This window comes from Natranaerobius trueperi (assembly GCF_002216005.1).
Classification (GTDB): domain Bacteria; phylum Bacillota; class Natranaerobiia; order Natranaerobiales; family Natranaerobiaceae; genus Natranaerobius_A; species Natranaerobius_A trueperi.
Window position 1 is genome coordinate 79,923 of the sequence record NZ_NIQC01000003.1, and the last position, 13,049, is coordinate 92,971.

A 13,049-nucleotide genomic window follows, 5' to 3' on the forward strand; every position below is an offset into this window, starting at 1 on the left:
TTTTATTTAATTTCAAAGTGAGTTTCTACAGAAAAATAAATATCGTAAATTGCAGTATTAGAATTATTACGATCTCAAATTTGAAGAAATAGCTTTGAGCGCTTTGTCTTTTATGCGCGAAACCTTTCTCTGATTTATGCCCAGCAATTTACTGGCTTTTGTCTGCGATAGATCAAGATAAAACAGGTAATATACAACTTTTTGTTGCAGTTCAGACAATTGATTGAGGGCATCTTGTAAGGCAATTTTGTCCTCAATGGCTAATTGAAAATTTTCATAATGTCTGTTTTTTATTTTATTTAAATCTATTTGTTCCATAGGCACTATTTCAGCAATGATAGCTATTTTTACAGCTTCTTCATCTATATTTATCTTTTTAGATATGTCTTCAATGGAAGGTTCTTTTCCCAGGTTATTTCTTAGCTCTTCTCTCGCTTTAGAAACTTGTTGTTTCAACATTGTCATCCATCTACCGCCACATTTGAACCGTGTTCTACTTGTAAGTTCTTTTTGAATTTCACCCTTGATGTAATAAGAAGCGAAAGTACTAAAACTATTTTTATAACTAGTATCAAACTTTTTAATTGCTTTTGAGATACCTTCATAACCAGCTTGTACTAAATCATTATCTAGTTCACAATCATGAGAATATAATTTACTAAAGTGATAGACTAATCCTTTTGAGCTTTCTACCACAAGTTTTAAATTAGTCTCTGTCGGGTTATCAAGATAATTTTGTATAACTTGATCCAAACTAGATTGCCTTATTTTTGGGGAATCATTTTTATTCATCAAGTAATCCCCTTTCTTCAATTAGGATAATAAACTAAAAATTTAGGACATTTCGGTAATTCCAATAAAAATTGGAAGATACATTGAAATCACAATAAAACCAATAATCAATCCAACAATAACTAACATTACCGGTTCTATAATAGAAGTTAGCCCTTTACTCATAGTCTCCACTTCTTCTTCATAGAAACCGGCAATCCGGTCTAATAACTCCGACAGAGATCCGGTTTCTTCTCCTACGGAAATCATTTGAATTGTCATAGGAGGGAAAGCGTCGTTCTCTTTAAGTGTTTCTGCTATACTAGAGCCTTCTTGAGTCTTTTCTACAGCATTCATTGCAGCTTCCTCTATAACTTTATTACCAGATGTGTTCCCAGCTTTTTCTAACGCATTGAGAACTGATATACCACTTGACAATAATGTAGCAAGCGTTCTTGCAAATCTTCCTACTACAGCTTTTTTCACTAATGGTCCAAAAATTGGAAGTGATAGTTTTATTTGACTCCACTTTTTTTCACCTGTTTCTGTATTCAAATAATACTTAATTCCAGTTATGACAGCTAATTTCGCCAATACCCATAAATACCAGTAGTTTCTGATAGAATCGGAAAAAGAAATAATTATTTGAGTCGGTAATGGAATCGTAGTCTCTCGAGGAAACATATCGACAAAAACAGGAACAATAAATATCATCATCACAGTGAGTATTACAATTGCAAATAAAGTTACTAAACTAGGATAAAAAGTAGCGGATTGGATATTATCTCTTAATGCTTTGTCTTTTTCTAATTGATCAGATAGTCTAGCTAAAGAAACACCAAGATTTCCACTTTCTTCTCCCACTTCAACCATACTAATGTATAAGTTAGAAAAAACCTCTGAATGCTGACTTAAAGCTTCAGAAAAACTCATTCCACCCTCTACATTTTCAGCAATATTACCAATGGCCTTTTTCAATACTGGATTTGTCACTTGTTCACTTAAAGTAAATAAGGACCTGGTTAAAGGTATCCCTGCGTCTAGCATGGACGATAATTGGCGCGAAAAGAGACTTAAATCCCCCAATTTAACTTTTTGGTCGAGATTTAAAAACTTTTTAAAATTAAAATCGTTCACGTCTTTTATATCTGTTACTATGTATCCTCTATCATTTAATTTTTTGGCTGCTAATTGTTCACTATTTTCATTTATCTGACCTGAATAAGGATTTCCAGAAAAATCAACAGCTTCATATTTGTATAAGGCCATAAGCATTCCATAACAGGAAATTTGTAAAAAATCCTTGTTATGGCTTACACCTCCTAACCTTTCTTATTTTATTTATATTCATAATGTAATTAAAACTGTAAAACTAATTAACTGAAATAGTAATCTTTCTACCATCATCGTCGTAATTTACAATTAAGCCTAATTTTTCAGATATAAATCGTAGTGGTACCATTATTTTGTCATCAATGATCTGTGGTGGTACATCTAATTTGAAAATTTCGCCATTTATCTCAGCTTCATATTCTCCCAAATAAAGCAGTACGTTTGCTTCTCTTTTAATAATGATCTCTTTTGTTTTTGGATTCCAATGTACACTATCCTCTAAATTTTCCATAATCTCCTGTAACGGAACTAGAGTACGACCATCTTGTATTACTGGCGGATTCTCTAGAAAAGCTAATTCCCCGCCTTCATCAATAGCAATTTCTAGAACTCCTGATAATTCTATCGGACCAAAGAATGGATCTCTATACAGTTCAGTCTCTTCACGCCATTCCATATTCTCCATTATTTTTCTTGCAAACTCCATATCTTCCATGTCAATCTCTTTTCTGTGTGTATTACCTTGCGAAACTGGCACTTCAACCTCTTCAGAGGGCTGTGATTCCGGCATGATGATAAAATTCACAACAAAAGCTATAACTATTAGTAATAACAAAATTGATATTAAAATAATTGTTCTTTTATTGATATTATTAGAAGCCATATTCCGTGGGTTCTTCGGGTTATTTGAATGATTAAGTTTAATTATTGCCATCACCTTCTCTTGTAAAAATTGTTGATGTCTTCATTACTTTACACTTATAAATTACTCAAAAGTCTTTCAATTCTTATCATTCAATGCAATTATCGAGAGTCGCTTTTTTGTTATTTTTTAGTTCTTGATTCATAGTCTGTATTCATGATTAACTACTTGTCTGAATGGTAGGATAAAATTGATGTTCTTTACCTTTTATGATCATATTTCTGATAGCAGGTGTATCTCACATAAATTCAATAACTAGAATACGACTGTTGCAATTTATGTATTGTCTAGTTATTTTCTACAAACGACCTTGTTATCCCTTGAAAAATTGCAATAAATGAAATTAAAAATCGATTAACTTTACTTTTTGAGACTATCAATACTTTGGTATCTAAAAACTGTCAAATACCCGAAACACGGCAAGAACAAGCCGTAAAAACGAAAAGAACCTACATACATGGTCATTTTACCGGTTAGCATTATTTATTGAGTGCAAAGCAAAACTACGAGGTATTAAAACCCACCGAGATCGGGTAGCAGGAATGAACATCATCCATGCACCTATGATAGATGGAGTAGGGTAAGCAAAAGTCTATCAGCTTATACTGCTATATGCACTGGTATGGGAAGAAGGGTACTGGTATACCCTTAGCTTGGGGAGCTGTCTAAAGCAGAAATGAAGTGAGGACGCATAGCTACCCGAAAATCCCACGCATTCATGTGTATAGAGTGTCAAAAATGTAATTAATATAACAGGAATTATCACAGGTTAATTTCTATTTTTTGTGATAATTCTTTTGTTATCTTCGCTATAGCTGGTTAAATCTCGATTCTTTGAAAAACCTACCAATGCTTTCCATACTGTAAGTGGTCTATAGTTCTCCTTAATTATACTTTTTTTAAAGTCTTCTATTGGATTACCATGTTCATCTTTTGGTACTACGAATAAACGTGAAACTAACCTTTTTTTAGGAAAAAACTCTAACACATAAAGGTCTATAGCCACTCGATATAATTTTTTTTTATCTTTTTTTAGTTCAATAAAATCTTTGTTATTATCTGTTTGAACACCTTCACCTACATATTTTTCAATACTATTAATAGCTCGAAAGCTGGGTATAGCCCAATTTTTAATAGGTAAATCAGATAAAATAACATTATCAGGATCATAACTATATCTCATACCAGATACTTGTAAAAAAAGGGGGTTTCCCATAACTTTACTTAAGAAAATAAAGGATTCAAGTATTATCTTAATTTCTCTTTTAGTAAAATAAACCTCTGCTACTGGATATCCTGGTGTTGAGTTAATAGTTTTACCCATTCCTGCTGTACGTGCTAAATCATAGAATGAAATCTTACCTTTTGTATCTTCTCTAGTACCTGGAAGAATATCATCTCTAATTTGTCCATTTACTTGAAAGGCAAAATCTACTGTTTTTTCAAGTGTATCTTCAGCGTATATCCTCATTGAGTCTGTTATCAAGTTACCAAGAGGTGTTTCTGAATAAGTTGGGGTTTTTTTGATATTTTCATTAGATATAGCTATAGGTTCTAGGATATTATTAATTTTTTTATTAGTTAAATCCTCTAGCCATTCATTTAAAAGGTTTGTGTAATTTGAAATGTCACTTTCAATTTCTGGGTCTTCTTTGATAATATCATCAATCGGTATGTTCTTTTGATAGATTGATAATTCTTTGCTTTCTATATTATAACTTATATCTAGCTGTCCTAGATGTCTTAAGTGACTACCTGGTTGAACTATGAAAGTGTTATTAGTTATAGTAGGATGTTTTAAAAATTTATGGGTATGACCACTAATTATAATGTCTATATCATCAATATATCTAGCTATATTAATATTCTCATTAACCCCTGAGTGGTTAACGGCAACAATAATATTAGCACCATTTTCTTTTAAAGTTTTAACATATTTTTTAATTGATGTAAGATGAGAGTTAAATGTGATGTCTTTAGCTTTTCGAATATAATGCTGAGCCTCTTTTCCAATAATACCAATAAAACCAACCTTAATATTATTAGTTAGCTCTTTAATAAAGTATTTATTAAGACCTATCTCTTTTAAAGGAGTATCATCATAAATGACAGTATTTGTACCTAATAAAACAGGGCCATTATCCTTTGGATAACCTGCTAATTTTAAATAGTTACTAATAAAATCTGTACCGAAATCATACTCGTGATTTCCGAGTGTTATAACATCATAACCAATCTTGTTCATTAGGCTTAATTCAGGAGTTTTTCCTTTCGTAGCTAACCAACTATAAGGATTACCACTCAAAAAGTCACCGGCTGAAACTAATAACACTGGTTCTTTTGATTTCAGTTTCTCGTTTCTGATTTTTGAAACAATTGTTTGAAGTCTTGCAAATCCACCAATGGTATCATCCTTTTGATTGGGATCAAAATCAATTGCAGGGGTGTGTGGTATTAAAGAAGAATGTTCATCAGTTGTATATAGTAATGTGAAATTAACTGTATTTTGACTAGTCAAATTTTGCACCTCGCTTTTTTCTAGATAATCTTTTATTAATATATTCAATATTATATTTAAAAGACCTTTAAAAAAACCCGACCAATAAAGGTCGGGTTAATTCTTTAGATTTTAGCCTGATATTCATACGGAACCCTAACAAATTCTCCGGGTTTTTCAATAGTCATGACTTTTTCTAAAGCTCTTTGTAAGATATCTCTTTGTACTTTTTCATCGTTAGGAGGTCCCAGATTAGCACCCATCGGTACTAATGCATGGACAGCTCTTGGCGCTCCTTGTTGTTTTGCAACAGGATGTAATGCTGCAATAATTATGGTTGGTATTCCAGCCTCTTCAATTTTTCTCTGCACAACCACGGCAGAGCGGTGACAAGTTCCTCATCCAGCAGTTAGTACAGCTATATCAGCGCCAGCATTTTTAATAACTTCAGCGATTTCAGGACCAACTGAATCATTTAAGACATCAAAATCACCGCCCCCACCCATAAAACCAACATGGTAGTCACTAGTGCCTTTAATAATACCTTTTTCTTTTAAGTCCTTTAGTCTATCTATAGGAAACATACAGTTAATATCTTTTCTAACATCCTTATGATCGTACCCCCCATGAGTCACCATTAACTTATCTGAACTAACATCAGCTGGGACTTTTCTAAATGTATTATCGCCAGCTACATCAAAGGGTTCTTGGTCTTTAAGGTGTATACCGGCTGCAGAGACTAGTGCCACATTAGATTCAGACAAGTCTTTATTTGGGGGTATAAAAACTGGTTCTGGTTCCTTTGGTACAGGTACTTCAGTTTTGATATTCGAGCTGCGATTAAATAATTTATCTTTTAACATGTTAAGAGCTCTACTTGCATCATCTTTCACTAAAGTATTTTGTGCTAAGACTTCTGTTTCAACCATGCTATCACTTTTATTTAACTCAACTAATGCATCCATGTATTTATTACCAATTATTAAAGCTCCTTGTTTAGCAGCATATGTTACACCTACAACAGGAAAATCACGCTTACCAATAGCTTCAATGTGTTTTGCAAAGTCAATATGGTTATTACCAAACCCTTCTGTCATAACTATAACGCCATCTGGTTGGATGTTTTCCATAATCATGCCTATTCTTTCAGCCACATACTCTTTTTCATGGTTCGATTGTGGAGAACCAACAGCTACAACTCCTCTTAAATATATATCTTGATCTTCATACAAAACGTCCAAAAGTGGATCTCTAGAGTAATGTCTGGTGGTTTCTTTGGTAGAAGGCCCAACACAAGTCATAGCATGAATACCACCATCTTTCATTTCGTTTGGAGACATAACAACTGGAATATTACCTAAATCTACTACGCTTTTTCCCCCTGTTACACCACAAGGTTCTAAAGGTAAAAGGATATTATCATGCATTCCTCCCTGTCCCATCATTTCTTTTACGAGTATGACATTTGGTTTATTTGGGTCTTGTTCTCCTTCTTTTATTAAAGAACTATTATCTGGATTTTTATTAGAAAGATCACGCTTCATAGCATTTCTGATATCCTGTATAAATTCATCTACAGCTCTATGACAAGCTGTTGGACCATCTCTTGTCATTGAGATACCTTCTTCTATTGACATATCAATATTTAAAATTAAATCATCCTCATCTGGGCACCCGGGTTGATTAAATGCTATCTTTTCAGATGCTTTACCAGCCGTACTACCAAACTCGGCTACTTGTTTTCCAGTAGATTCTTTACCAGTAAGAAGAACTACTACACCGTCTAATTCTAAGGTAGTACCAGTTCCGAGGGTGCTTTCATCTTTAGTTCTAATTGGTATTACATCCATCATTGTATTTACTTCAGTATCTAAATTTTCGTTTGTTATAAGTCTGACTTTGATATCGCGTAAATCTGAATATTTATTTGTTAAGTCCTTTACTAGTTCTTTGTTAACACTTAATTCATTCTCATTTATTTCTGTTTTATTATCAAGTACCAGATCTGTTATTTGGTATTGATTTAATTGTAAGGTTCTATTCAATTTACCAATCCTCCTAACCAAAATTATTCATTGTTAGTTTTACCTAATATTAATTTAATATTACTTTTAGCTTAAAGTTGTTTAATAAAGTTTAATAAAAATATGTATAATTATATTGAAAGATTTTCATCCTTAGAAAGAAGGAGAAATTAAATTAGTTGGGAGTGATCAGTTAGTGTCAGAGAAGTTTCGGCCATTACTTATACTTATTGCTATTTTTGTATTTGCATTTAGTATTGCTTTTCTTCAAGGTGACAATCCAACAAATGAAAAAGACATTGAAAAAGCTCCTGAATCTGATCCTCTAGATCGAATTAATCCGGATAGGATAAAAACAATAGTTGATCCCTATCAAACTTATTCTTTTGATGATTTAGAAAAAGATTTAAAAAAATTAGATAAACAGTATCAAGGCTTATTAGAAGTAAAAAATATTGGTGAGTCTGTTACTGGAAAAGAGTTATATGCAGTTAGGTTAGGAAATGAAGAGGATAATATACTGATTGAAGGTAGTCATCATGGACGTGAATGGCTCTCAACAAATCTAATCATGACAAAAATTGACCGGTATGCCTATGCTTATGTAACAGGTGAGAAAATTGGTGAATATAATGTACGTGAGATTTTAGATGAGGTTGGGATATGGTTTGTACCAATGGTTAATCCAGACGGTGTTACATTAAACCAAAAAGGTAAAGAAGGAATTCCAGAAGAGTATTGTGAACAAGTTAAAGAACATAATGTAAGATGGGCAAAAGATGATTTTTATTTATGGAAGGCCAATATAAATGGAGTTGATTTAAATAGACAATACCCAGCAGACTGGGAAGAGTCTGACTGTATCGGGACTAGGTATGCAATGAACTATAAAGGAGAAGAGCCTTTATCAGAACCTGAATCACAGGCTATGTATGATTTTACTAAACAAATAGAACCCCTAACAGCTGCATCTTATCATACTAGGGGGCAAGTGATATTTTGGTATTATCATAACAAACATTTAGAACGAGATAGAGCTATAGGTGAGCAGTTAAGTGAAATGACAGGATATCAATTGTATCCCCCACGTTCAGATTACAAAGGGGCTAACTTTAATGATTGGTTTATCCAAGAATTTGATAGACCTGCATATATATTTGAGCTGGTACCTTTTACAGGTAGAGAAGATACTCAAGATTTAGATTACATGGAAGTTGAGTGGAAAAACAATAAAGAAGTAGGACTGTTTTTATCAAAAATTGCAAATGAAAAACTAAAATAATTCCCCTTAAGGGGAATTATTTTAGCCAATTTCAAAAGCTTCAGTTTTTAATAAGGCCATTTCCATAGTAGAAACAATCACCTCATTTGATCTCTAACCTGGTCTCTAAATGTACAACCAATTAAAAAGGAAGATAGATTCGATAAAAGTATGATATACTAGTTATGTATATATTACTAGACTCACCAAGTCTGTTGATGCTTTTTAATATCGCGATTGTAAGTGTGATGTTACTTATTTATCTGCTATTTAAAAAGAACAGGTTATATATATTTGATATTAATAGCATAAAATATTTTAATAGCAAAGAAGAGCAGGGAAAATTTAGTGATGAACAAAACTGATAAAACTTTAATTTCATTAACTATAAGTAATGCTTTAATTATTACAGTTATTGTTCATCAGATTTATCGAATAATTACCCTGCCTTGAATATAACCTTAAATACTCATAAAAAGATAGCTGAAGAAAAAGGGATTGACTGTAATTTTGGAATTAAAGATGACCTAAACGAATGGTACTTTAAATCATGGGATTTAAACGCCATAGTAGGTAATCCTTTAAATAATTCGTTTGAATCAGTATTAAAAAATAATGGAGAAAAATATGTGAGTATTGAGTTATTAGTTAATGAACATGGACATAATCAGATTAATGTTATAAATAATGGTCCAATGATTACACAAAGAGAAAAAGAAGCGATTTTTGAATCTGGTTATACAACAAAAGGTAATGGTAGGGGTTATGGGTTATACATATAAAGAAAATCATTAGAAATTATCATGGTCATATTAGAATAAATTCTAATAAATTTAAAACAGAATTTATTTTAACATTTCCGACAGCTAAAAAGTATTGTTCGTGATAAAAACCTATCGCGGGTATAGATGATGATGTAGTGGAAATACTCGTTGGTAGTAATAGATTATTAGTGAATGGTACGAGCCATGAAATAGATGTACAAGCTAAAATTTTTGATGGAATAATAAACTTCGTATAACATTAGATGGTACATATCATTTAACTTCAACTTTTGAATCTGTGGGAAGTGTTTCATCTTTAGCTAGTAACTGATAGACAAGGTGGAATTTCAGCAGTTAACGGAACCTACTTTAATGCTTATACTAAAGATGATAATGAACGATTTCCCAGAGTAACACACTTTAATGTAGCAGCGTTTTGTGTAGATTTAGGCTTTAATGAAGCAATGGCTTTAGATAGTGGTGCAAGTTCTGGTATATACTATGAATATAATTACCTAACACGACCAGGGCGAGATTATAGTTAATTGAGCTTCAAAAAGGTTAATTCTGTTAAAAGTTTCTGAAACTTTGTCGAATTATTGCGCAATCTGTATCTTAGTGCTATTATTTAGGTAAATGTTATATCAATAACATACATAAGGAGGGGGATGGTTTTTTTATAGTAAGCGTAAGATTTTTATTAAAAAAATAATTGAGTAAATTTAAATTATATTGAGGGGGTATTAAAATGTTTAAAAAACTAACCATGACCTTACTTTCAGGGATGTTATTAGTTTCAATGGTTGCCTGTGATGAAGGGGAAGAAGTCCAAGATACAGGTGAAGTAATAGAATATGATATAGCTGTTGTTGGAGGCGGTGGAGCCGGCCTATCTGCAGCCGTTTCAGCTGCTGAAGAGGGTGCTGAAGTAGTAGTTGTTGAAAAAATGCCAATGTTAGGTGGAAACACCCTTAGAGCAACAGGTGGATTGAATGCTGCTGAAACAACTTTTCAAGATGAAGAGGGGATCGAAGATAGTGTAGATGTTTTCTATGAAGATACTATGACAGGTGGCGGAGAAGAAAATGATCCAGAACTAGTAGAAGTGATGACAGAAAACTCTGCTTCTATTGTAGAGTGGTTAACTGAGTTAGGTGCTGATCTAAGTGATGTTGGAAGTATGGGTGGAGCAAGTAATGCTAGAACTCATAGACCAGCTGGTGGTGAACCGGTAGGACCAGAAGTAGTAACAACTTTAGATGCTGCTGCAGAGGAACAAGGCGTTGATGTTTTACTTGAAACTACAGTTACTGAGATTTTAACTGATGATGAAGGAAAAGCTTCTGGGTTACAAGTTGAAGACGAAGAAGGCGCATTTGAAATAAATGCTGAGAGTGTAATAGTTACAACTGGTGGATTCGGTGGTAACGAAGATATGATTACTGAGTATGATGCTGAACTAGAAGGTTATGCTACTACTAATCATCCGGGAGCTACAGGTAGTGGAATTGAGATTGCACAAGAAATTGGTGTTGATGTAGTTGATATGGACATGATCCAAATTCACCCAACTGTTGTTGAAGAAGGCGGAAACATGATCACAGAAGCTGTTCGAGGTAACGGAGCTATCTTAGTTAATAAAGATGGAGAAAGATTTGTTGATGAATTAGAAACACGAGCAGTAGTTTCTGAGGCTATCTTAAACCAAGAAGGGGAAAGTGCTTTTCTATTCTTTGATGAAAAAGTGAGAGATTCTTTAGGAGCCATAGAAGGATATGTTGATCAAGGTCTTGTAACTAAAGGTGAAAGTATTGAAGAGCTAGCGAACGAGTTAGAAATTCCAGCAGAAGAGCTAGAGGAAACAGTTGAAAAATATAATTCTTTTGTAGAAGAAGAAAATGATGCAGACTTTGAAAGAGAAAATATGGCAATGAATCTTGATGAAGCAAGTTTTTATGCAATTGAAATCACTCCAGCTACTCACCATACTATGGGTGGATTAAATATTAATACTGAAGCTCAAGTAATTGGTGAAGACGGTGAGATCATTCCAGGATTATATGCAGCTGGTGAGTGTACTGGTGGCATTCATGGAAATAATCGTCTTGGTGGAAATGCTTTAACTGATATTACTGTATTTGGTAGAATTGCAGGACAAAATGCTGCTAGTGAACTAGAATAAAGATAAGAGCCCCAATATGTGGGGCTCTTTTTTATGCCTGACTTTCCCAAGTGGGATCTTTTATTGAAGTTCTATTTTCTTTAGCTTTTTGAAGAATTATGATAGCTAGTAGTATTAAACTTCTACCAATTAGTTGATGTATAGTTAAAACAACAGAAATAAAATGAGGATTTAAATTGCTTGACTTCACGAAAAGATCTTAGATGCCAGAAAACACTTTTTACATAAATTGTCTTCACAAATTATAAACGAAAACCAAGTTATAGTCAGTGAAGACCTAAATGTAAGTGATATGAAAAAGAACCATAAACTAGCCAAAGCAATATTAGATGTATCTTGGTCAGAATTTTCAAGACAATTAGAGTATAAAGCTAACTGGTATTAGAACTTATGTCAAAATAGATAGGTTCTTTTTATCAAGCCAACTATGCTCTAGTTTGGAATACAGAAATTGAAAAACTTATAATAAGAGAATGGACTTTACTATAAATGTGGAACCCATCACGATAGGGACATTATGTAGGGTAGGCACTATCCGAATAAACGCCTGTGGAGAATACGATGCATTAAGGTCGGTCTGATAAACAGGAAATTCTAGAGTGATATTTTATAAGAATCATATCTGAAAATAACAAACGATAATAAAATAATAATGATGCAAATATAAATCTAATTGTTAAAAGTTCTAAGACTGATACATTGTAGGAATAGGCGAGTTATGCAAAAATGGTCATTGCATCAAAACCTGTTGTTGACAGAGCGGTAATGAAAACTTCAACTTTGTGATTCATCATAACCTCCCTCTTATCTTTTAATTTTGTTAATTAATCGGACTCGGAGTGTAGAAAGTTGGTAAATAAAGATAACTTGCTAGCTTCGGTGTAGAGTGTTAATTAAATCATACTTTATCCACAGAGATACTTGAAAACTTGTTAATAAATTGCTGTCATTCTTCTTAACTCTATTACTTCTAATATTAATTTCCTCTGCTTTAGCTATCCGCTCTACAAAACGTACTTAAAAACATCGAAAATTATTCAGGTAAGCAAGTTTTGCTCAAATCTGTTTATCTTTTTCTGAAAAAACAACTTCAACTTTTCTATTGAACTTCAAGCCTTCTATTGCAAAATCAACCACTTTACGGCTAATTTTATGATCTTGGTCTTTCATCCATCTGATAGTTAATTAAAGATACGGTTGTTTTTGTTCTTCTGTATTCTTGTTTCATATGATTTAATTGTATATGTTTTTGATTTATAGTACAACTTAAGTTTATTAAAAAAATAGGCTTTCATCCCACGATTGAAATCGTGGGCTTTTTGCCCTAATACTGTAATATAGATATTTTATTTACATAAGTTAAACTGTTTTTAGCAACAAACAAAGTAAAATAATTTACAACAAATTACTATATGTAGTAATTAAAGGTATTTTCCTGAAACTACTTTTATATTCTCATAAATACAGTATAATAGTAGTTGGAATTCTAGTTGACATAAAATAGCCAAACTTAGA

General features: G+C 32.7%; 9 protein-coding genes and 3 pseudogenes. 5 read left to right on the plus strand and 7 right to left on the minus strand.

Annotated elements, in window-relative coordinates; genetic code table 11:
* Positions 1 to 66: 66 nt before the first annotated feature.
* The 3 genes from CDO51_RS02450 to CDO51_RS02460 form a co-directional block, all read right to left on the minus strand.
* On the minus strand, positions 67 to 792 hold the full coding sequence (locus CDO51_RS02450; protein ID WP_089022711.1) for a sigma-70 family RNA polymerase sigma factor: 726 nt from the start codon (positions 790 to 792) through the stop codon (positions 67 to 69).
* 42 nt (positions 793 to 834) lie between these two features.
* The gene (locus CDO51_RS02455) at positions 835 to 2,040 is read right to left on the minus strand and encodes a type II secretion system F family protein (RefSeq protein ID WP_089022712.1); all 1,206 of its coding nucleotides are present in this window, start codon (positions 2,038 to 2,040) and stop codon (positions 835 to 837) included.
* Between the two features lie 103 nt (positions 2,041 to 2,143).
* Positions 2,144 to 2,818 (minus strand): copper amine oxidase N-terminal domain-containing protein, encoded by a 675-nt coding sequence (locus CDO51_RS02460; RefSeq protein ID WP_089022713.1) that lies wholly within the window; start codon positions 2,816 to 2,818, stop codon positions 2,144 to 2,146.
* Positions 2,819 to 3,201: 383 nt separating this feature from the next.
* On the opposite strand from CDO51_RS02460, the pseudogene CDO51_RS15290 reads away from it, so the two are divergent.
* A pseudogene (locus tag CDO51_RS15290) lies at positions 3,202 to 3,390 on the plus strand (RNA-guided endonuclease TnpB family protein); the annotation flags it as partial.
* A gap of 185 nt (positions 3,391 to 3,575) precedes the next feature.
* On the opposite strand, the gene CDO51_RS02470 reads toward CDO51_RS15290, so the two are convergent.
* From CDO51_RS02470 to CDO51_RS13435, 3 genes and pseudogenes are all read right to left on the minus strand, one after another.
* Entirely contained in the window at positions 3,576 to 5,324 is a 1,749-nt protein-coding gene (locus CDO51_RS02470) for a bifunctional metallophosphatase/5'-nucleotidase (protein WP_143824662.1), read from the minus strand.
* Between the two features lie 104 nt (positions 5,325 to 5,428).
* Positions 5,429 to 6,232, minus strand: coding sequence for a D-proline reductase (dithiol) protein PrdB (gene prdB / locus CDO51_RS15170; protein ID WP_143824665.1), 804 nt, complete (start codon positions 6,230 to 6,232; stop codon positions 5,429 to 5,431).
* 6 nt (positions 6,233 to 6,238) lie between these two features.
* Positions 6,239 to 7,369: pseudogene (locus tag CDO51_RS13435) on the minus strand (glycine/sarcosine/betaine reductase component B subunit); the annotation flags it as partial.
* A gap of 154 nt (positions 7,370 to 7,523) precedes the next feature.
* On the opposite strand from CDO51_RS13435, the gene CDO51_RS02480 reads away from it, so the two are divergent.
* The 3 genes from CDO51_RS02480 (at position 7,524) to CDO51_RS02490 (ending at position 11,534) form a co-directional block, all read left to right on the plus strand.
* Entirely contained in the window at positions 7,524 to 8,609 is a 1,086-nt protein-coding gene (locus tag CDO51_RS02480; RefSeq protein ID WP_158212282.1) for a M14 family metallopeptidase, read from the plus strand.
* Positions 8,610 to 9,037: 428 nt separating this feature from the next.
* On the plus strand, positions 9,038 to 9,370 hold the full coding sequence (locus tag CDO51_RS02485) for an ATP-binding protein (protein ID WP_089022717.1): 333 nt from the start codon (positions 9,038 to 9,040) through the stop codon (positions 9,368 to 9,370).
* Positions 9,371 to 10,100: 730 nt separating this feature from the next.
* Positions 10,101 to 11,534, plus strand: coding sequence for a flavocytochrome c (locus tag CDO51_RS02490; RefSeq protein ID WP_089022718.1), 1,434 nt, complete (start codon positions 10,101 to 10,103; stop codon positions 11,532 to 11,534).
* 31 nt (positions 11,535 to 11,565) lie between these two features.
* Here the strand turns inward: CDO51_RS02490 and CDO51_RS13700 are convergent, their stop codons facing one another.
* On the minus strand, positions 11,566 to 11,724 hold the full coding sequence (locus CDO51_RS13700; protein WP_158212283.1) for a hypothetical protein: 159 nt from the start codon (positions 11,722 to 11,724) through the stop codon (positions 11,566 to 11,568).
* Here CDO51_RS13700 and CDO51_RS15295 point away from each other — a divergent pair.
* A pseudogene (locus CDO51_RS15295) lies at positions 11,719 to 12,057 on the plus strand (RNA-guided endonuclease TnpB family protein); the annotation flags it as partial. The gene CDO51_RS13700 and the pseudogene CDO51_RS15295 sit on opposite strands and share 6 nt — an antisense overlap.
* Positions 12,058 to 13,049: the final 992 nt, after the last annotated feature.